The sequence below is a fragment of the Staphylococcus sp. HMSC62B09 genome, assembly GCF_001839115.1.
Taxonomy (GTDB): domain Bacteria; phylum Bacillota; class Bacilli; order Staphylococcales; family Staphylococcaceae; genus Staphylococcus; species Staphylococcus haemolyticus.
The window spans coordinates 1-22,000 of the sequence record NZ_KV840106.1; the positions used below are offsets into that span (position 1 = coordinate 1).

The following is a 22,000-nucleotide window of genomic DNA, read 5'->3' on the forward strand; positions in this document are numbered from 1 at the left end:
TTAGTCATCAGTCCAATTTATTATAGAGCCTATATTATAAGAAAATGTTCATAACCCAGAATATCAATGCTGCTAAAATCGCAGAGATTGGTAATGTAATAACCCATGTAATTATCATACGTTGTGCAGTGTTCCATTTAACACCTTTAGCTCTGTTAGAAGCACCTACACCAAGAATTGATGATGATACAACGTGTGTAGTAGATAATGGGAAATGTAATGATGAAGCTACAAATATTGTTAATGCTGATGATAAGTCAGCAGCAGCACCATTTGCTGGGCGAATTTTCATAATGTTTCCGCCTACTGTTTTAATAATTTTCCATCCACCCATTGCAGTACCTAGACCCATTGCAGTTGCACAGGCAACTTTTACCCATAATGCCGGCTCAACGTTTGTTGGATCTTGAATATTAGCAACGATTAAAGCTAATGTAATGATACCCATTGATTTTTGTGCATCGTTCGTACCATGTGAGAACGATTGCAATGCTGCTGTAAATACTTGGAAGAATCGGAAATTACGATTCGCTCGAGTAAGGTTAGCATTTTTAAAGATAATTTTAACAATCGTGTACATAATGAATCCAACACAAAATGCAATAATTGGTGAAATGATTAAAACAATAATAATCTTAGTAAAACCTTGATAGTGAAGTACACCAAATCCTTGTGCTGCAATCGCTGCACCAGCGATTGAACCTATTAATGCGTGAGATGATGAACTTGGAATACCATAAAACCATGTTAATAAATTCCAAATGATTGCTGCTAAAATAGCGGCTAATACAACTACTAAACCATTATGTAATTTAAATGGATCAACAATATCTTTTGTGATTGTACCAGCAACACCAGTAAATGTTAAAGCACCGATAAAGTTCATAATTGCCGCTAAAAATATTGCAGTTCTAGGCGTCAATGCACGTGTCGATACTGCTGTAGCAATCGCGTTGGCTGTATCATGGAATCCATTGATAAAGTCAAAGATTAAAGAAAATATAACGATAGCTATAGTGATAATTAATACATATTCCATAAATTAAAACTCCCTTAGCTATTTTTCATAATAATCGTTTCGAAATTATTTGCTACAACTTGACATTTATCTGCTATTTCTTCCATGCTTTCATAAATATCTTTTATTTTAATTAGTGTGATTGGATCTGTTTCACTGTTGAAAATGTGTTTAATAGATTGACGTAAAATGCCATCACAATTTGTTTCAAATTCTTTAATATTAATAGAATGAATGCGCATGTGAGATAATTTCTTCTCAACTAATAAACCAACAGCTAATTTCATTTCCGCTACTGCTTTTTGGATATTTTCTACGAATTCTGCCATGTATTCATCTGTATATTCAATTGAATACATTTCAAACATTGCTGAAGTTTCTTCCATTGCGTCAAGAACGTCATCAATTGCATTACATAAAGATAGAATGTCTTCACGTTCAATTGGCGTAATAAATGTTTGATTTAAATCCGCAATAACTTGATGCATTAATTCGTCACCATGTGACTCATATGTCTTGATATTGTCAGAATAAGCTTTTAAATCTAAGTGCGTATTGAAATCCATTTTCCCGAATTCAACTGCAGCACGGTCCAAATTAAATACCATTTCCTCTAATTGAACCATGAACTTATCCTTTTTCTTAGTAAACATTATAAAGCCTCCATTATAGCGATCGTTTCCAATCACATTTGTAAATTTTTATTATTGTAAGACAACTTTAGATAAAGAATACATTTACAATAAGAACATTCAAAGAGTCTATTTTCTGACTATTTGTAAATTTTATGTAAATATAATGTTTTACTGTTATTCACGTAATACTCCATTACTGAATTTGTCCCTATTTGAAAATATCACAAAATTTACATAACCACAATTACATTTACAAATTCTTTACAAATACGAAATATTAGGTAAATATTGACTTAAATTGAGTGATTAATCGTTCTTTTAGAGTGATTATAGGCGATAACTGCAAAAATACTATAAATGATTGTATAAATACCCATTACAACGAAAATAGGAACTTTATTATCAAAGCCTATAACCTTCATAAAGACCACTGCCGCAAAGTAAGAATGTAGTAAGGCAATAATTAGTGGTATACCAAAATTAAATGCCACTTTGAGTTTTAACCCTTTTGCCATGTCTTTTTGAATAAAACCTAATTTACGTAATACAGAATAACTTTCTAACTCATCTTCTGTTTCATCAATTTGTTTAATGTAAATAATACACCCTGTAGCGATTAAAAATGCAATTCCTAAAAATGATGTTACAAATAACAATATTCCAGTCAAACTTGATACTTCGCTCACCACTTCACTACGCGTTTGAACATTACCATCAAGACCCTTTGTTATACTCTCAAGTTTTGGTATATCTCTTTTATGTTTTAAATCAAAACCATATTGTGAAACGATATATTTATTTTTCGCATGTGCTTTCAAATAGTTATAATCTGTATCATTTAAAACTAAAGTAGGACCTCCTAAGTCAATACTCTGTTTAAAATAAATTTTATCCATCACTTTATTCAATTTAATATTTGCATGATGCTTTTTAGTTCCTATAGAAGCCGTACCATGGGGTGTATGATTCGATAAATCATGAATTAACCCTTCAGGCATAATTAAATTAGCCTCACCTTTCTCTATAGAAACATTAGGGAAATATTTTTCACTCGTTACAGTAATCGCGTATGGTTGCACCTGATTTTTATCAAATAAATGATCTTTGTATAGTTGAGAATAAACAACTTGTTTAAAGTCGTAATGGTAAGGAATATGATGCCGATTTAATTCAAAACCTAATTCATTAGCTAATTTTTCTTCTTTCAGTGTAACTTCATGAGGAGATTCTAATAGAACTTCATTTGTCAAAGAGCCCCTACTAATCGCAGCGAAACACAATACAGATACAGTTATTGCTGAAATGATTGCCATTACAGTTAATGAAAATGCATTTTTTCTAATTCGAAACATGAGTGATGATGTAAAAATAACATCATTTACAGAAACATTACCACCTTTAAGATATCTAATCGTCTTTAAAATGAGAGAAATCGTACTTCGAAAGAAAAAGTAAGTTCCTAAAACAGTAAGAATTAGAATAACAAACGGTAGTATCACATCATCTACAATCTCGACAAAACGTGTCGATAAATAATAACCTGTTAATATCAATACAATACCTAAAACACCTAATATAACTTCTCCTAATGTAAGTGTGATGTGACTATCTTCTTTACTGTCTTGAGAGGCCATTAAACTTTTAATTGAAGATTTACTTAAATAAATAGACGCTTGAATAATGATAAGTATATAAGCAATGACAAGTATAAATAAAGTTTGCGCAATCGCTTGAAAACTAAAAATGATTGATACAGAAGTATGTATACCTAATAATTTTAAAACAATCATTAATAGTATTTTTGATCCTAAAATACCGATAATCATACCTAATATCGCGGTTATAATAAAAATAAGTAATTGTTCAAGCATTAGCATATAAATAATACTCTTTTTACCTAAACCAATCGTTTGCAATAATCCGAATTCATAGCTACGTCGTTTAATAAACAACATATTCGTATACATAATAAATACAACAATAATGATAAATAAAAAATAACTCCCCACTTGTGTTCCTTGTTGTATCATTGACAACGATTGATGCACATTTAAATGGTGCACATACTTAATTGTTATAAAACTAAAAAACAACACGATACTTAATACAAGTGAAAAGATATAAATCGCGTAATGAATTATATTCTGTTGAAAGTTCTTCCATATAATTTGACTAAAACTCATACATCATGCCACCTAATATACTTTGCGCACGTAAGATCTCCTTGTGAAAGACATTTTTATCGTCTTCACCTTGATAAATTTCAGTAAATATCTGCCCGTCTTTTAACATAATCACACGCTCTGAGAAGCTTGCTGCCAAAGGATCATGCGTTACCATTACTATCGTTGCGTTATAAAGTTCATTGATTTTTTGAAAACGTTGTAATAAATCGCGAGTATTTTTAGAATCAAGTGCCCCTGTTGGCTCATCCGCGAAAATAATCTTAGGATACGTAATAAATGCACGCGCTGCGGATGTTCTTTGTCGCTGTCCACCAGAAATATCTGATGGATATTTATCACTAATTTCAAAAATATTTAAAGCCTGTGTAATACGTTGATAGCGTTCATTCATTTCTTTTTTATCTAACTTTTGAACTGATAAAGGTAACATGATGTTTTCTTTAACTGTTAACGTATGTAATAAATTATATTCTTGAAAAATAAAACCAATATCTTTTTTTCTAATTTCAGACAACACTTTATTAGATAATTTCTCTAATTGTTGACCATCTAAAATAATAGAACCATGTGTTAAATAGTCAATTGAACTTAACACGTTTAATAACGTTGTCTTGCCTGATCCCGATGGCCCCATGATAGCTACAAACTCTCCCGCTTCAATTGACAGATCTATATCTTTTAAAACTTCTTGTTCAGTTTGTTTATTTCCATAAGTTTTGGCAATTTGCTTTGCCTGTAATATTGCCACGGTTTTATTCACCTCGCCATTCATTTTATCTGCATGTGCGTTTACTTTAGAAACATCTCACTACTTTAATCAGTTTAATTATAAAAGTTATCGCTTTTGATGAAATGAAGATGGAGTAACAAATCTAAGTTTTAAGGTAACATTGTTGTCACTTGGGTCATACGGGCCATCAATTCATTCTGTTTTGGAAAAGTTAATACAAAAGTAGTCCCCTGTCCCACTGTAGATTCTACTTGAACATTAATACCTAATTGATCTTTTACACTGTTAACCAGATATAGCCCTATTCCTGAAGAAGTTGTCTCATTACGATTCGCAGTCGAAGTGAAACCACGCTCAAATATACGTGGTAAATCCTTGTGACTGATACCTCTACCAAAATCTTTAATTTCTAATGCTACATGACCATCATTTGTATAAGAACGAATAATAATATCTTGTTCTTGAGAATATTTTAATGAGTTAGATAAAATTTGGCGAATCATCATGCGACACCACTTCACATCCGTGTATACATCTAAGTTTGTTTCTAAATCCAAATCATAGCCTATACCTTTGGCTTGGCTAATGTGACGTGTTAATTGGATCTCATCAATCACAAGACGCTTCAGTGATGTCTCTTCAAAATACATGTCTCTATTTTTAGACTCTAAACGCGTTAAATAAAGTTGCTTATCTAACAACTCATTAATACGTGCCCATTCATACAATAATGACTTTTTACGTGTCCCCTCTTCTTCTTGATCGATTAACAACTTCATCGCTGTCACAGGTGTTTTAATATCATGAACAAATTCTGTTAGAGATTGTTCTGTCGATTGTATGTGTAATTGTTGTTCAACAACACATTCCTTTTGACTCGTTAATTTGCGATAAAGATAATTAACAACTTCCTTTTGAAACGGATCTTCCGCTAAATCTTTATGCTTAATTTCTTCAATTTCTTTATTATTATATAAATGTTGATATAGCTTTACTTCTTTTAAAAAAGTAAAAATTAAAAACATCGCTGTAAGACCGAGATTTAAAGTTACTATAAATCCTATACTCTCGATGGAAATATCATAATCAATGTAAGCCATACCTAATAAAATCACATGTAGAAACACAATCCAAAAAATCCAGTTACTTCGCGTTTTGAGGAATAACCAAAACCACTTCAAGTTACTCATGTGCCATGTAACCTTTACCTACTTTAGTTTCGATCTGTGTATCCATACCGATATCAGATAATTTTTTACGCAAACGGTTAACGTTAACAGTTAACGTATTATCACTTACAAACGCTTCATCATCCCATAGCGCAGTAATTAAGGTATCTCTAGTAACAATTTGATTTTGTTTTTGAATTAACATTTCTAAAATAATCATTTCAGTCTTCGATAAATAGATAACTGAATCACCTTTTTGAATACTATCTTTTGATAAATCCACAAGTGCATCTTGCCAATTCAATGTTCTCTTTTCTTCTGCTCCAAATTCATAAACACGTCGATAAATGGCTTGCAATTTAGCTATTAAGACGTTTGTATGGAATGGTTTTTGCATATAATCATCGGCTCCCAATTCCATGCTCATAACTTGGTCCATCGGATTATCACGTGATGATAAGAATAAGATGGGGACATTAGATACTTGTCTAATCTTTCTGCACCAATAAAACCCATCGTATTTAGGTAATTGAACATCCATAATAACAATCTCAGGATTTGTTTCTTCATAAATATCCATTACTGCACTAAAATCATCTATACCTGTCACAAAGAAATCCCAATGTTCTAATTCTTTTTTCAATTCTTGGAAGAGTGTTTGATCATCTTCTACTAATAATACTTGCATCACTTTATCACCTATTATTTTGTATATTTCATTTTTTCCCCTGATTGAACCCGTCCGTTAAAATGTTTAATTCGGCAATCAATTTCAAACCCTCGCATAATCAAACCTTGTAATGGTGCTTGAACGAAGTAGTAAATTGGCCATAGTAATTTCGGAATATAATCATATAAATGAACAATGACCAATCTTGTCCCTTTAATTTGCCTAAATTCTAATTTACCTTGTTTCTTTTGATTAGATTTTATCATTGAACCTGAAATCAAGTGTAATGTTATAAGTCCCGAGTCGTTTTCAACTTTTTCCATAATTAATAATGGTTTAGACTTTTTTCGTGCATAAACAATGTATCTATCATTATCTTTATATGTGTGCATGAATGTACCACGTGTATCATTAAGCCATTTCATAAAGTAGTCTACTAAATAGGATAATGTCCATTTCCTAGGTAATATCATTCGCATCGCTGTTCTTATATCATCATATTTAGACATCTGTAATTCAGCATTTATATGCGGTCGTTTAATTTGTGTGTTTGTCTTTTCCACAGGAACACCGTAATTCTCTAGCCTTTGTACTGTCTCACTATCAAATCGACTACCACTTATATATACTATTTTAGACACACCTTGTTGAGCTGCTGCTCTGGCAAAGTTATCTGCGGCGATCAAATTTAAATCTCGTGCCGTTGCTTGCGTTAATTTTGCTGAATTCTTATTAGGATCTAAATAAAAAACAGCAATGTCCATACCTTCCATACCTTTTACAACATCAGTATAATTATAAATATCTCTTTTCAACCAAATAATTCGATCATTATCTTCTTTTTTAGTATTTGGATACTTTGATAGGGCATATATGTTTGCATCTTTTTCAATAACACTACTTATATACTTACCAATATAACCACTACCACCTGCTAATAGTATATTCGGTTTCATATTTAAGATTACCCCTTTAGTTTAAAAGTTTTTTATTTTATGTATATCTAAGATTTATTGCTATAATACCACGTAAGACACAATAGTTTATTAATTTGGGAGGAAGCCTTATGGCTCATATTATTCGTGAAATTAGTATAAAAGACGTTGAAGACTTTATTAAATTATTAAGTAAAATTTATGATGAATCTGAATATACATTATATAACCCGGGTGAATATACGCCCAGCATCTCAAGTGTTAGTGATCGTTTAGAACGCATTATCACTTCTCCAAGAAATACTGTTTATGTTGCAGAGCAAGATGATCAACTGGTTGGTTACGCATTCATTACAACTGAAGATTTTGAGCGCAAACGTCACGAAGCAGTTATCACAATTGGTGTTAGACAACTATATCAGAAACATGGCATAGGTATGGCCTTAGTAAATGCGACTGAAGCTTGGTCAATCAACCATGATATTAGGCGTATCGAAGCTTCCGTTGTCCCTGAAAACGCGCGCGCAGTTGAACTCTTTAAAGCTGCTGGATTTAATATTGAGGGCGAATTAAATGATAAGCTATACATTAATGGTCAATACTTCAATAAATATGTCATGGCCAAACTGCTTATTTAGTATTTAAATTTAATATCATTATATTATACTCTAGTCTCAATAATATTAAACAACATTACTAAAATGTTAGATTAAATAACAATATACCTATAGTAATTAAATAGCACTATCATAGATTAATAGAAATTAAAAAGGCTTACTTCCTTAATGATTTAACATTTAGGAAATAAGCCTTTTATTCTTAGCTATAGTGTTGTCACTAATAAAGTTTGATAATTTTATCACTTCATCGTGGTTAGTAAGGTGATAATGAGAAACTTTTATCCGAACTCGTAGAACCATCAAATGGAGATTGCTGATTTTGTTCTACACCAGATGATGAAGTATTTCTGCTTAAGAATGCGAGTACACGTTTCATATTCTCTTTAGATTCTGGCTTCTCTAAATGAAATTGATATTGATGATGTAAATGATGTGAACCATTATAGAACAATGTACTAGCAGGAATGCCTTCTTCCTTCAACTTACGGTAAAATTCAATATTTTGACTGTAGAAAGGATCAGCATCACCTACTGATAGATACGTTGAAGGATAATCTTTAGTCACTTGATTAATTGTTGACATTTGAGAAATATTTTGAAATTCTGATTCCCATTTTGTTGCACCAGTATAACTATGCATAAACATTTGAATTCTTGGGAATTCCGTTTCTCTAACTGTCTTCATATCATAAAAACCACCGAAAAAGATAGCGCCTTTTATTTGTGATGGTGTAAAACGCTGTTCAAATCCCATTTCACTTCGTAGTGAACTATTTGTTTGCATAGCAACATATTGACTTGTAAGTTGTGCACCGGCAGAGTCACCGCCTATAACAACTTGATCTAAATCAATTGGGAAGCGGTCTTTATTATGCTTAATAAATTGAATTGCATCATCAAATTGAATGAGTGGCGTAGGATATTTATAATTAGGTGCTAAAGCATAGTTAACATTCACTACTACATAGCCTTGTTCCACAATTTGCGATAGCAATGGATTTTTATATTGTTTATCACCTGCAACATAACCCCCTCCATGCATCCAGAAGATAACTGGCAATTTAGTATCCTTGTCTATATCGTCAGGCATCATAATGTCGAGTTGGCTTTCAGGAAGATGATTATTATAGGTAATATTTTGAAATAATTTGACGTTAGGATTATTAATTTGAACTTTTTCACGTTGTTGTTTTTTCTTCTCACTCTCTTGTTGATGGTGGTATAGTCCCCAAGCAACTACAACACTCACAATCACTATAATGACACCTGTGATGATCGTCCATTTTTTCTGAGTATTCATTCCCTACGTTCCTTTCAATTGATTATAGAAAGTTTGCTTATTCATTCAATAGAAAAAGCAACCCGTATAATCATACGAATTGCTTTTAAGATTAAAACATTCACTTTCAATTGTAAAGTATTGCTATTTTAAATCTATGCTATATGATCTTTATTATCACTCTTACGTACATAGTATTTAATTAATACTGCAACTACGATAAACAGACCAACAACACCCATAATGTTATATAAGAAGTTAATTAAGTCTGCGAAACCTACAAAGCTTAAAATAAATGCAGCAATCATCATAATAATGATAAAGATGTGATACTTTTTACTATATGGTTCTGTAAAACGTGCTGCGAATGAATAGCATAGCCCTAAGATTGTATTGTACATAACTGCTAACATGATGACAGTTAGAACAAGACCAATCCATGGATGAATAGCATTAGCTAATGTTATTGTTGGAATTTCAGCATCTTTGATTTTAGGATATTCAGATTGTAGTGCAAAGTTAATTAGAGCAAGTAAGATAGTGTAAATCACACCGCCAAACATTGCACCTCCACCTGAAACTTTACGTTTAGAAGCGTCGCCTCCAATTGCAACAACTGTACTAAAGCCCACTGCAAAAGCTAGACCACCATACATTAATCCTCTAACTATACCCCAAAATACACTTGTTTTATCAACAGTACTGTTAACTTCATTTAAAGGAACGCTACCTGCAAATAAGTAGTAAATGGCAATAAGTATTACCATAATTATTAAGAATGGTGTAACGATACCAAGTGCCCTCACGATTTTGTTAAAGTCTAATAATAATGTTAAATAAATGACAATAGTCATAATTAAGGCACCTAACCACGTAGGTATGCCAAAACTCTCTTGGAATGTTGAACCTGCCCCTGCAATCATAGTGACTGCTATACCAAATAAGAAGAATACTAATATATAATCGAAGATTTTACTAAACTTTTCTCCGAATAAATATTTTAATGTTGACTCATGATTCGTAGCTTCAAATGCTGTACCTATTTTAGCAACTTGTCTACCTATAAAACCAAGAATCAAACCTGAAATAAGTACACCAATATAAGACCATAAACCATACGGTGTAAAGAATTGCATAACTTCTTGTCCAGTTGAGAATCCGGCACCTACTACAATGCCGACATAGGCGAAACCAATTTTTACAGCTTCTTTATTTAATCCCATGCGAAAATATAACCTCCTTAAATTTGACACATTGTGCATTATAACGCACTTCAAATAATATGCAACAGTGCATAAAGGTTACGAACCGGCGTTTATCGGCTATAAACACTATGCTATATACACTTGTTAAGGATTTAAAATTCTTTAAAAATTATTATGATTATCTTATTTCTCATAAATAAGTAACTAGTAAATCATATTTAATTTTAGATTAATGGTGAACATCATATCTACATCTTTAAACAAATAATAGCGATCATTATAGAGGAGGTAAAAAATAAGTTTAGGAGTAATTGCAGGTTTAATATTGGCTATTATCGCACTAGTCATTAGTTTTTTTAAATAAATAATTAAATTTAAAAATGACTTGAATTAAAAAGGCTGAGACAAAATTAAATGTCTCAGACTTTTTTACCAATTTGGCAATAGCTGACTGATTTGAAATTGACCTTGAATCAAGTTTTCTCAAACCTAGTCATCCTTACCTGGTAGGCGGCCCCAACAAAGAGAATTTCCTAAAGAAATTCTACAAGCTAAGCAATCTGGGGATACAACGAAATAAATTTTGAAAAATACTATTTCTGTCCCACTACCATATATAAAATCTAGAAAGTAATTATTTGTACAATGATGCAATCATTTACATGCTGATTAATTAGAATTTCCATATTGTTGTAATTCATTAATATCAATAACAACATTATCCATACGTTTAGCTGTTTCTTTAAGTGCATTTCTTGCAACATGATTACTTGGATCTAATTTCAAAATTTGTTTAGCAACTTTGAAAGCTTCAGTATCAGTAATAACAGGTTCTGGAATGGCATGTAATAATAACATTTGTAATAGACTCTTAATTTCTTTACCATTCGTCAACTGAATGGACGCTTGTGCATGGTAATAAGCAGAATCCAATGCCCCTTCTATCTCACTTAGAGGATAGACAAGTAATAGAAATGCTAAATCATGCAATTCAGACGTTTCTTCAAATTTAATCATATCTAAAATACAAGTATAAAACATCATGCTTTCATTTTCATGTGCACATGAAATGTAGGCTTCTTCAAAATCTAAAAAGTCTGCTTTGGTCATTAGTTGTCTAACTTGTTCAAATTCTCCACTTAAAACGTATTCCTTGATGCTACTTTGCATGACCTTGTCCACCTACTCTCTCGCTTTACTATAATAATCTATTTTATCACAATCATTTGTCATTTTCATTTTATAAATTACTTAATTGTAAAATTTATTTTGCGCATTTATTTGATTATTATATTCACCCAGATTATTTAAACATTAGTCAAATGTATTTTCTTTAAATGAAGTTTGACCGACTTCTTGTATCGCTTCATCAGTTGTTCCGCCAACTGAGAGTTTCACTGCAGCAGTAAAACTACCTTCTACTATTGGTGCATCTATCTTCTTAACATGATGTGGTCCTTCATACATCTCAATTGCTAAATCTAAATTCATTTCAGAAGAACCTAGATCATAAAAGCACAATGCGTCATCATCTAAGTTATTGATAATATTTTGAATATCATCAAATGATGTACCTATGCCTCCATCGACACCGCCGTGAGCTATAACGTTAACATCTTGCGCCATCTGATTAAGCAATGCTTTAGTACCATTCGCAATGTCTTCACTATGGCTGATAATTATAATTGTTGTCATTCAATCTCATCTCCAATCAGTGCACTTAATACGTAAACCATACTTTGAGCACCAGGATCGATATAACCTATTGAATCCTTTTTAAAGTATGCTGCACGTCCTTTTGTAGCTTCTATCTCTTTCGTATCAGTAGCAAATTGTTGTAGTATCTCTAATGTGATTGTTTCATCATTTTCTAAAGCTTCACGCGCTCGATCTACAACATCAAACATAGTCTTCTCATCTCGTTGTACTTTACCTCTCTGGGCAATCGCAATAGCAAATTCAGTAACAACAGCTTTTAAATTTTCTTTATCCATTTCATCATTAACAACATTAGCCATCTTAACAAAGCTAAATCCATATAATGGACCAGATGCACCACCAATATTTGACATTAATGCCATACCGGTAGATTTAAATAGCGATGACATACTACTATCATCTATCTTATCTTTCAAACTTTTAAATCCACGCAACATATTGACACCATGATCGCCATCACCAATTGCTCTATCTAAATCCGTTAATAATGTTTCTTTCTCTGAAAACACTGCCTCTAAATTTAATAATCGTTGTTTCATATCTTTAACATCCATTTTTAATCACCTCAGTTGAATGTAGTTTTCTTTTTAAAAGTAGCGAGACGTAGTAGGTGCTTGTAAAGCTTTGAGTAGTTCTTCATTATTAGGAAGTAGTGTGATTGAAAAACCTTGCATATCTAATGAAGTCATATAGTCACCAACAAACCATTGCGCTACATCTCTATTTTGTTTTTCTAAATAAAGCGAACAATATTTAGTCACAATATTTAACTCTGATAGTGGTGTACCACCCATCCCATTAACTATAACGATTAATGATTGCTCTTGATTTTCTTTAAGTAATCGGCTTAATAACCGTTCAACGATACTATCGATTTCTTCATAGTGTATTCGTTCAATTCCTTTTTCCCCATGAATACCTATCCCAATTTCTATATCCTCATCATTAATATCAAATCCATATTGGCCTGTTGTCGGAACCATTGGTGATGTCAGTGCCATACCAATACTTTTAATTTGTGAAGCTATTGTTTCCGCTTTTTCTTTAATATCCTGTAGAACTAAACCTTGTTCAGCTAAATAGCCTACATATTTATGAACGCATACTGTGCCTGCAACACCACGTCTTTGCGTTTCTTCAGACACTGATATGTCATCTTTAACGACAACCATCTCTACTTGAATATCTTCCATTTCTGCCATTTCTTGCGCCATTTCAAAGTTCATTACATCGCCAGCATAATTTTTAACAATTAATAAAACACCATCACCAGTATCGACAGCCTTAATTGCTTCTAACACTTTATCAGGTGTTGGTGAAGTAAATACTTCTCCGCAAACCGCCGCATCAAGCATCCCTTGCGCAACATAACCTGCATGAGCCGGTTCATGTCCACTACCGCCACCTGAAACAATCGCTACGCCTTTAGATTTCTTTTTACGTCGCACGACAACAGTTTCTGCAATGATTTCGATATCATTATTTGCTATTTTTAAACCGTCTAGCATATCTTTTAAAAAGTTTTCTTTTTGTTTTATTAGCTTTTTCATATGTAACCTCCTCCTTTGGCCTATCAATTTAATTATAAATCAAGCGCAATGTATGCGCTATCATTTACATATAAATCGACTTTAATAAAAAAGTGGAAATGGAACAGAATTTGTCCTTATCCAAACACAGAGAATTTCAGCGTAAAATTCATTAATAAGGTCTGTCCACTCCCACGAAGATTACTACAATCGTAAAAAGTTTAATATTTAACTAATTAGAAACGATGTCTTACATATATTTTATCCTTCAGCATCACTATTCAATGCACCAATTTTTAAATACTTTTAGATTTATACATTAAATAAATGAAATAAGGTGCGCCTATAATAGCAACTACAATACCAGCAGGTACCCCTGTCGGTTCAAGAATAACCTTACCAATGGTATCTGATAAAACAAGTAAGAAGGCACCTATAATAATTGAAATTGGTAAAAATAGTTGATGACGCGGTCCAATAATTGATTTTGCAATGTGTGGTCCCATTAAACCAATAAATGTAATAGCACCTGCAACAGCCACGGCAATTGATGATAAAACAACAGCAATAAAGAATAAAATTACACGTTCACGTTCAACCTTAACACCAAGTCCTTTTGCAATATGCTCATGTGTATTAATTAAGTTCAGCACATTAGATTTATATAAAAGAAATGGAATAATAATGATAAGCCATGGAATAGTTGCAATTACAAATGTAAAGTCATCACCCCAGATATTACCAGCAAACCAAGTAGCAATAAATTCTGACTGATCTTCATTAAATTTAGACATAAGCGTAATAGAACCACCGTATAAGGCTGTCTGCATGCCTACACCAATTAGCACCATACTTGAAGGTGTAATGCCATCTCTCTTGTTCACACTAAATAAAAAGATAACAATTGCAGTAGCTACACCACCAATGACACTAATCACTGGTAACACATACACAAAATTATCAGGGTTAATATGTCCTATTGAAATAAATAGCGCTATGGCGAAACCACCGCCAGCATTAATACCTAAAATACCTGGCTCCGCAATTGGATTCTTAGTGACACTTTGAATAATAGCACCACTTAAACTTAACGCAGCACCTGCTAAAATAGTAATTAACATTCGTGGAAAACGAAATTCCATTAAGATTAATTGATCATAATATTCACCTTGACCTATGAGCGTCTTTAAAAAATGATCAACCGGAATTTTATATTCTCCTGAAGACACACTCCATGTACATGCGACTAATAATAATATTGAAAAAATTACTAAAGTAACGATTTGTTTTCGTCTTAATTTAGGATGAATCATATTGTGCGCCCCCCTCTTTTAACTAAGTATAAGAAGTAAGGTACACCGATAAATGAAATAATCGCTCCCACTGGCGCTTCACCTAACATTCGTGCAACAGTATCAGCTAAAATCATAAGTAAACCGCCTGTTAAAGCTGTTAATGGTAATACCTTTGCGTAGTCTGTGCCTACTAAGAATCTGACAATGTGAGGCACCATCAAGCCAACAAACGCAATTTGTCCTACCATTGAAACGGCTACCCCCGCTAATATCATTGTTAAGAACAAACTTAATCCACGAATCAACGTGATATTTTGTCCCAAGCCCTTAGCAAGTGTCTCTCCTAAATTTAAAATCGTTAATTGTTTACTCATTGTTATGATGATAACAATAGCAATGATAATAACAGGTCCGCTCCACATAAGTTGTTTCCAAGTCGTACCTGAAACACCACCAGCAGTCCAGAAAGTAAGTGTTTGATTCAGCTTAAATGTTAAAGCAATACCTTGACTCAAAGCCGTTAAAAGTGCACTTACAGCAGCACCTGCTAAAATGATTCTCATAGGATTGAAGCCATCACGTCTAGATCGACCTATTGTTAAGACAATAAAGCCACCCAACATCGCACCTAAAAACCCTGCACACATGAGCATTAAGAATGGTGCTGACGGATAAAAAGCAAATGTTAACGCCAATGCAAATGAAGCCCCAGAGTTTAAACCTATTAAACTTGGATCTGCAAGTCCGTTTTTAGTTACGCCTTGAATAACAGCACCAGCAACTGATAATGCCATTCCAACTAATACCGCACCTAAATCACGCGGTATACGTATCTCACTAATAATATTATGTTGTTGATTTTTAGGATTATAATGAAAAATAGCATCCATAATAGTTGAAAAACTAATTTTCGCTTCACCTATCAAGATAGATACAAGCAATGCGCCTACTAACAACACAAAGACTAAAATAATATAGCCAATAAAACCTATGTTTACTTTTTTATCTTTCTCCATCATGATAAAAATTCCCTTTTCTCAGTTTATCTATATATTATGAATAATTACGTTCGAATAAGTCATAGGTCACTAACAATGGTTTACCTGTACGAGGGTCCGTACTAAGTACGACATCAATATTAAACACTTTTTCTAGAATATCTTTAGTCAGCACGTCTTCAGTAGCGCCACAAGCAATGATTTCACCTTTCTTCATAGCGATAAGATGATCAGAAAAACGAATAGCCTGGTTGATGTCGTGTAAGACCATTATGATGGTACAACCTTGTTCTTTATTTAATTGTTGAACTAATTCTAAAATTTCTAATTGATGTGAGATATCTAAATATGTTGTGGGTTCATCTAGGAAAATAATGTCTGTTTTTTGAGCCAATGCCATCGCAATCCAAACTCGTTGACGCTGACCACCACTTAAATCATTAATAGAACGATGTCTAAATTCAGATGTGCCAGTAACATTTAAAGCCCAATCAATCTCTTTTTTATCTTCAGCAGATAGACGGCCGAACCCTTTTTGATGCGGAAAACGACCATAAGATACTAATTCTCCAACTGTAAGACCATCTGCTACTTCTGGTGTTTGTGGTAATATAGCAATTTTTTTAGCAATTTCTTTAGTTGATTGCGTATGAATATTTTCACCATCTAATTGAATTTCGCCATTTTTGATTGTTAATAAGCGTGACAATGCTTTTAATAATGTAGATTTCCCACAACCATTAGGCCCAATGATAGACGTAACCTTGCCATCTGGTATTTCTACATCTAAATTGTTAATAATCGTATGATCCCCATATCCAATTTCCACTTGTTGCGCTTTTAAACGATTCATGCTTCCCCTACTTTCATAATAAATAACTTTGTGTACGATTGAGTTTGCCAATTGATAATAATTATCATAGTCAATAGAGGTATTATAACATCTTTGTAAATAACTGACTATTTGTAATCAACAAAACAAAGGTTAGGTATTTCATTAATTGATGTCGTCATATCACCTTCACCAATATATTGAAACACCTAACCTTATTCATTCTCATTATTCATCTGCTAAAAAGCCATTACCATATACATCTCTCACATCATGCACAACTAAAAAGGCTTGATCATCAATCTTTCGTATAATTTTCTTAGCTCGAGACACTTGTGTTTTTGCAACGACAACATATAATACGTCTTTTTCTTCACGACTATAATAGCCTCGACCATCTAATATTGTGAGACCTCGTCCAACTTGTTCATCTATCGCTTTCGCTACTTGGTCAGGATTACTTGAAATAATTGTCATTGCTTTTTTAGTATTTAAACCTTCTATAACATATTCCATAACTTTGGTACCTATATATAATGATATAACTGTTACTAAGGCCATCTGCAATGGTAATACAGTTAATGATATGAGTACTACAATCAAATCAAAAAACAATAACGCATATGCAGTACTTACATCTAAATATTTATTAGCAATTTGTGCTAGTATCGTTGTCCCTGCAGTTGTACCACCAGCTAAAACAATAATACCAATGCCCAACCCAACACAAGAGCCACCAAATATAGCGTTAATAATGATATTTCCAGTTTCGACGTGCCAAGACTCAGTTAAACTTAAAAACACTGAGATAAGTACAGTTGCCACAATAGTTAATAACATACTTTTTTTACTTAAAAATTTATACCCTACAATGATCAGTAGTGCATTTGCTACAAAGTTCGTGATGGCTGGAGAAATGTGAAACGCATAATATAATACAATGGCTATACCTGTTACGCCACCTTCTCCTAAATTACCTGAGATAACGAATGCATTAACTCCAGCTGAAAATATGAAAGAGCCTAGTATAACTAAAAGTAAATCTTTAATATTTTTATTCACATACACCAACCCCTTTTAATGTAATATCATTAAAAAGGTTATCACAATCACTAGTGAAGCTACAATATGCATTTTAGAAATAGTCTATATCTAGATTATTTTCAAGGTATATTTCTATTTCATCATGTTTAAGTGAACTAATTTAAAAACAAATATAAATTTTCTGAATTTTTTGTTTACTTTGTCGATTACATTTGCTATAATGTGTATAACTTCTTAATAAGAGAAGTTATCTCCTTTGTGTTGTTTATAGTAACAAAACAAATTTTGCTCGAAGTACTGTGACAGTACCTAGTCCTTACCGTTACAAGTACATTAATATTCATTTCCCATAAAAACCAAGTATATAGAGTGTCTCCTCACCCTACATACTTGGTTTTTATCATGTTAACTAAAATCTACTGAAATAATTCAAAAAAATCGTGGAACGAAATTCAAATTGAATGATGTTCCACGATCCTTTTAAATTGTCAAACATGCTATGTATCTTCTTACCAAGCGAATAATCCGACAAACGCTGCAGTAAGTAATGATACTAATATACCTGCTAATAACATCATTGGTACGTATTTAGATACAAAATCTGATGTTTTTTGATCGACAATCCCTTTTAATGTTCCGACAATCATTCCGATTGTAGAGAAGTTAGCAAATGAAACTAAGAATGTTGAAATAACAGCTCTTCTGTGAGGGCTATATGAATCAACGACTTTACTAATTTCACCCATAACTACAAATTCATTAGTAACAATCTTCTTAGCCATTTGTTGAGCAACAATCCATGCTTCTCCCCATGGCAAACCAAGTAAAAGTGCAAATGGATACATAAATAAACCTAAAATTTGATTTAAACCGAAACTTCCTTTTACGCCTATCCATCCACCGACTAGACCTGTAATTAAGTTTATAAAGCGATCAATTAAGTCTGCTAAAGCAACAAAACTAATTACAAATGCAATGATGATTAATACTAATTTACCTGCATTAAGTACAGAATCACCTAAAAATGAGAAGAAAGGTTGACGTTCTACCGTTTCATTATTTTTGATGCTATAAATGATGTCTTCTTGTTCTTCAACACTTACCGGATTCAAAATTGAAGATACAATTATCGCATTAATAATATTTAGCGGTATCGCTGTTAATACGAGATCACCCGGTATCATTTGAACGTATGCACCAACAATAGCTCCAGAGATTGAACTCATTGACATCATAGCCACTGTTAATACACGCATTTCATTCATACGTTTCAATTGTTCGTTTGATACAGCTAAAGCTTCAGTATTACCTAAGAACATCATTTCGATGCCAAAGAATGATTCAAATTTAGGCTGACGCGTAATTTTCGCTAGCACCCAACCAATACCACCTATAATTTTAGGTAAAATATTGAAATACATTAATACGTCAAATAATGGTACTACAAGCAGAATTGGGAAGAGTGCGCTAATCGCCATATCCATCTGTTTACCGCTAGTGAAACTGCTGAATGCAAAGCCTGTTCCAGTATGCGCTGATTGAATTACCCATGCAATTGCTGAAGCTAATCCTTCTACAATCGTTCTCCCGATTTGGAAATAGACGAAGAACCATGCTAAAAACAAGTTTAATACTACAAGAATTAAAATAGATTTCCATTGGATGTTTTTGCGATCTCTTGAAAATAAAACTGCAATTCCCAAAAATGCAAGTAACCCAATGATGTTAACCAATAAAAACATAAGGCACCTACCTGATTAATTTTTTTGCCATTAATATCATAGCATGTCTATACAACAGAATCGTACTTTATTCACTAATTAACCCCAAAAGTTCTGTTAATAATATATTTTTAATTATACCATGAGGTAATGTTCGAGAAAATAAAGATTTTTTAAATAGTACAATAGAAAGCACTAGAGTTAAATTTACTGCTCTAGTGCTTTCTACTTTCAATTTAATTATGATTTTTTCTCAATATCTTTATAAATATAATCACCAATATATTGAGATGCTTTTCCATTTTCTATAGAACAAAAATCATTATAAAATGATTCTATCTTATCTTGATATTTCACTTTATGTTGATCAATTTGTTTTAACTCTTCAGCTAATTTAAACTCGTCTGTAATAATTTCACCTGGTAGGTCGTTCATGTAATCCATATAGAAACCACGAAGTCCTTTATCATATTTTTCGATATCGTATGCAAAGAAAAATTGTGGACGCTTCAAGATACCAAAGTCAAACATAACAGAAGAATAATCAGTAACTAATGCATCAGAAATTAAGTATAATTCCGAAATGTCATTATAATTTGATACATCAATCGCAAAGTCATCATATCCATGTAAATCTAAAGCATTCGCAATTAGATAATGCATTCTTAATAAGATGACATACTCATCTCCTATTTCTTTTTGAAGATTAGCTAAATTAATTTTCAAATCAAATAAGTATTGTCCCTTTTTCACAAACTCATCGTCTCTCCAAGTTGGAGCATACATGATAACTTTCTTATCTGCAGGTAAATTCAAGTCACGCTTAATTTGTTCAATATATTCAGTGTCATTTTGACGGTTAACTAATACATCATTTCTCGGATAACCAATCTCCCATATACGGTCTTCATCCATCCAAAATGCTGATTTAAAAATATCAGAAGAGTATCTATTTGGTGATACTAAACGATCCCAACGTGATGCTTCAGCATAGAAGTTCTTCTTATAGTTTGCAGTTGTCGTGCCAGGCATTCTAACCACTTTCATATCATTAGCTAAACGTTTTAATGGTGTTCCGTGCCAAGTTTGGATATACATTTGATTCTCTTTTTTATTTAAATATAAAGGTAATCTAGCGTTTGTAACCCAATATTTCGCTTTAGCATAGGCATCATAATAAGCTTGAGATCCTTTTTTCACTTTAGTAGCATTACCTGGAATATTGTTATTTTCTGGTTTTGAAAAGACCCAAATATAATTTAAATGAGGATAATGTTTTTGCATGTATTCATAAATATATTTAGGACTATCGCTATAATTTTTACCACCAAACGCTTCAAATACAATTGTATTCGGGTCAACTAAGTCTTCATTATCACTCAGTTGATATTTTGAACGTTCTTTCATCTTGCTATTTAACACAATATTTTTAACTAAACGTGTTTTATTTCGTAAGTCATTAACATATTTGGCATTTTCAACATCATCCATTGATAAGAATAATATTTCTAAATTGTATAATACTTTCCCATCTTTTAGGATGTTCCATTTTAAAGCTTTAACAATTTTAATAAGCGCATCTTCAAGTGACACATATCGAGATTTTATATCTCTAAGTGCAGGATCAAATCCACTTTTAATTTCATTTTTCATTCGTTGAATGAGGAAATTTTTAATTCGCTTATCATTCGTTCTTTGCATAGCATCAAAGAAACTATTAACATGATCTTCAAATTTATTTGTAAAATCTTGATCACTTAATGTATTACCATAAAATGGATCGTATACCTCACCACGATAATAGAATGGGAAATTGGTAATTCTAACAAAACGCTCCGCATATTTTAAATACTCAAGCACAAATGACGTATCTGCATAAATATCTAATGATTCATTAAATTGAATCTGATGCGCTTTAATAATGGCATTTTTAAATAAAATATTACATGCTGATTCTTTTCTCAAAATTGCATTTGGCCTTTTTTGATGAGAAGCATATTGCAAACGTACTTTATCTTTATCTACATACTGTGGTCGTTGACTTCTAAATTTATGAATTGGTGCAATCAGTGTATCTAAACCATTCACATGTTGAAGATAGTAATCAACAGCATATGAGGCCAATTGATCATCGGCATCTAGGAATAGTACGTATTGACCATGCGCTTGTTCCAAAGCTACATTTCGTGCATGTGCATGTCCAGTATTCTCTTGCAATTGAATGAAGTGAACGTCTTTATCATATGATTTTAATGCTTCTTGTAAGATTTCTGTTGAGCGATCAGTTGAACCATCATCGACAACAATAATGTCAAAATCTTGATTTCTCTGGCTTTTTAAACTGTGAATACACTCACTAATATAATCTTCATTATTAAAATACGTAATAATAATCGATAATTTATTCAATATATT

The 22,000-nt window shown here is 32.4% G+C and carries 20 protein-coding genes; 1 reads left to right on the forward strand and 19 read right to left on the reverse strand.

Annotated features, from left to right (window positions below):
• Nucleotides 1-34 precede the first annotated feature (34 nt).
• From HMPREF3265_RS02135 to HMPREF3265_RS02165, 7 genes are all read right to left on the reverse strand, one after another.
• Nucleotides 35-1,039 (reverse strand): inorganic phosphate transporter, encoded by a 1,005-nt coding sequence (locus tag HMPREF3265_RS02135; RefSeq protein ID WP_070581128.1) that lies wholly within the window; start codon nucleotides 1,037-1,039, stop codon nucleotides 35-37.
• Between the two features lie 14 nt (nucleotides 1,040-1,053).
• Nucleotides 1,054-1,671 carry a DUF47 domain-containing protein gene (locus HMPREF3265_RS02140; RefSeq protein ID WP_070581129.1) on the reverse strand — a complete coding sequence of 206 codons (618 nt, stop codon included), beginning with the start codon at nucleotides 1,669-1,671 and terminating at the stop codon, nucleotides 1,054-1,056.
• 275 nt (nucleotides 1,672-1,946) lie between these two features.
• Complete coding sequence (locus HMPREF3265_RS02145) at nucleotides 1,947-3,836, reverse strand: ABC transporter permease (protein WP_070860942.1); 1,890 nt, start codon at nucleotides 3,834-3,836, stop codon at nucleotides 1,947-1,949.
• Nucleotides 3,826-4,587 carry an ABC transporter ATP-binding protein gene (locus HMPREF3265_RS02150; RefSeq protein ID WP_070860943.1) on the reverse strand — a complete coding sequence of 254 codons (762 nt, stop codon included), beginning with the start codon at nucleotides 4,585-4,587 and terminating at the stop codon, nucleotides 3,826-3,828. Before HMPREF3265_RS02150 ends, HMPREF3265_RS02145 begins: the two co-directional genes overlap by 11 nt.
• 131 nt (nucleotides 4,588-4,718) lie before the next feature.
• Nucleotides 4,719-5,759 carry a HAMP domain-containing histidine kinase gene (locus HMPREF3265_RS02155; RefSeq protein ID WP_070860944.1) on the reverse strand — a complete coding sequence of 347 codons (1,041 nt, stop codon included), beginning with the start codon at nucleotides 5,757-5,759 and terminating at the stop codon, nucleotides 4,719-4,721.
• Nucleotides 5,752-6,426, reverse strand: a complete 675-nt coding sequence (gene graR, locus HMPREF3265_RS02160; RefSeq protein ID WP_011276495.1) for a response regulator transcription factor GraR/ApsR — start codon at nucleotides 6,424-6,426, stop codon at nucleotides 5,752-5,754. The genes HMPREF3265_RS02155 and graR overlap by 8 nt, the downstream gene beginning before the upstream one ends.
• 14 nt (nucleotides 6,427-6,440) lie before the next feature.
• Nucleotides 6,441-7,364, reverse strand: a complete 924-nt coding sequence (locus HMPREF3265_RS02165) for an NAD(P)H-binding protein (protein WP_070860945.1) — start codon at nucleotides 7,362-7,364, stop codon at nucleotides 6,441-6,443.
• A 110-nt stretch (nucleotides 7,365-7,474) separates the two neighbouring features.
• Here HMPREF3265_RS02165 and HMPREF3265_RS02170 point away from each other — a divergent pair, with 110 nt between their 5' ends.
• Nucleotides 7,475-7,981 (forward strand): GNAT family N-acetyltransferase, encoded by a 507-nt coding sequence (locus HMPREF3265_RS02170; protein WP_070441937.1) that lies wholly within the window; start codon nucleotides 7,475-7,477, stop codon nucleotides 7,979-7,981.
• A 235-nt stretch (nucleotides 7,982-8,216) separates the two neighbouring features.
• Here HMPREF3265_RS02170 and HMPREF3265_RS02175 read toward each other — a convergent pair whose 3' ends face one another.
• The 12 genes from HMPREF3265_RS02175 to HMPREF3265_RS12130 form a co-directional block, all read right to left on the reverse strand.
• On the reverse strand, nucleotides 8,217-9,263 hold the full coding sequence (locus tag HMPREF3265_RS02175) for an alpha/beta hydrolase (protein WP_070860946.1): 1,047 nt from the start codon (nucleotides 9,261-9,263) through the stop codon (nucleotides 8,217-8,219).
• A 134-nt stretch (nucleotides 9,264-9,397) separates the two neighbouring features.
• Nucleotides 9,398-10,465, reverse strand: coding sequence for a YkvI family membrane protein (locus HMPREF3265_RS02180; RefSeq protein ID WP_070860947.1), 1,068 nt, complete (start codon nucleotides 10,463-10,465; stop codon nucleotides 9,398-9,400).
• A 651-nt stretch (nucleotides 10,466-11,116) separates the two neighbouring features.
• Nucleotides 11,117-11,617, reverse strand: coding sequence for a hypothetical protein (locus HMPREF3265_RS02185; RefSeq protein WP_070441946.1), 501 nt, complete (start codon nucleotides 11,615-11,617; stop codon nucleotides 11,117-11,119).
• 144 nt (nucleotides 11,618-11,761) lie between these two features.
• On the reverse strand, nucleotides 11,762-12,142 hold the full coding sequence (gene dhaM / locus HMPREF3265_RS02190; protein WP_070860948.1) for a dihydroxyacetone kinase phosphoryl donor subunit DhaM: 381 nt from the start codon (nucleotides 12,140-12,142) through the stop codon (nucleotides 11,762-11,764).
• The gene (dhaL, locus tag HMPREF3265_RS02195; RefSeq protein ID WP_070860949.1) at nucleotides 12,139-12,720 is read right to left on the reverse strand and encodes a dihydroxyacetone kinase subunit DhaL; all 582 of its coding nucleotides are present in this window, start codon (nucleotides 12,718-12,720) and stop codon (nucleotides 12,139-12,141) included. Before dhaL ends, dhaM begins: the two co-directional genes overlap by 4 nt.
• A 33-nt stretch (nucleotides 12,721-12,753) precedes the next feature.
• Nucleotides 12,754-13,716: a dihydroxyacetone kinase subunit DhaK gene (dhaK, locus tag HMPREF3265_RS02200; RefSeq protein WP_070860950.1), complete on the reverse strand. Its 963-nt coding sequence runs from the start codon at nucleotides 13,714-13,716 to the stop codon at nucleotides 12,754-12,756.
• A gap of 275 nt (nucleotides 13,717-13,991) precedes the next feature.
• Entirely contained in the window at nucleotides 13,992-15,008 is a 1,017-nt protein-coding gene (locus HMPREF3265_RS02205) for a FecCD family ABC transporter permease (RefSeq protein ID WP_070860951.1), read from the reverse strand.
• A complete protein-coding gene (locus HMPREF3265_RS02210; RefSeq protein WP_070860952.1) occupies nucleotides 15,005-16,009 on the reverse strand; it encodes a FecCD family ABC transporter permease in 1,005 nt (334 codons plus the stop codon). Before HMPREF3265_RS02210 ends, HMPREF3265_RS02205 begins: the two co-directional genes overlap by 4 nt.
• Before the next feature lie 34 nt (nucleotides 16,010-16,043).
• Entirely contained in the window at nucleotides 16,044-16,841 is a 798-nt protein-coding gene (locus HMPREF3265_RS02215; protein ID WP_053017195.1) for an ABC transporter ATP-binding protein, read from the reverse strand.
• 207 nt (nucleotides 16,842-17,048) lie between these two features.
• Nucleotides 17,049-17,882, reverse strand: a complete 834-nt coding sequence (locus HMPREF3265_RS02220; RefSeq protein WP_070860953.1) for a YitT family protein — start codon at nucleotides 17,880-17,882, stop codon at nucleotides 17,049-17,051.
• Between the two features lie 491 nt (nucleotides 17,883-18,373).
• A complete protein-coding gene (locus HMPREF3265_RS02225) occupies nucleotides 18,374-19,606 on the reverse strand; it encodes a NupC/NupG family nucleoside CNT transporter (RefSeq protein ID WP_011276509.1) in 1,233 nt (410 codons plus the stop codon).
• Between the two features lie 219 nt (nucleotides 19,607-19,825).
• The gene (locus HMPREF3265_RS12130; protein WP_075140761.1) at nucleotides 19,826-21,994 is read right to left on the reverse strand and encodes a bifunctional glycosyltransferase/CDP-glycerol:glycerophosphate glycerophosphotransferase; all 2,169 of its coding nucleotides are present in this window, start codon (nucleotides 21,992-21,994) and stop codon (nucleotides 19,826-19,828) included.
• Nucleotides 21,995-22,000 lie beyond the last annotated feature (6 nt).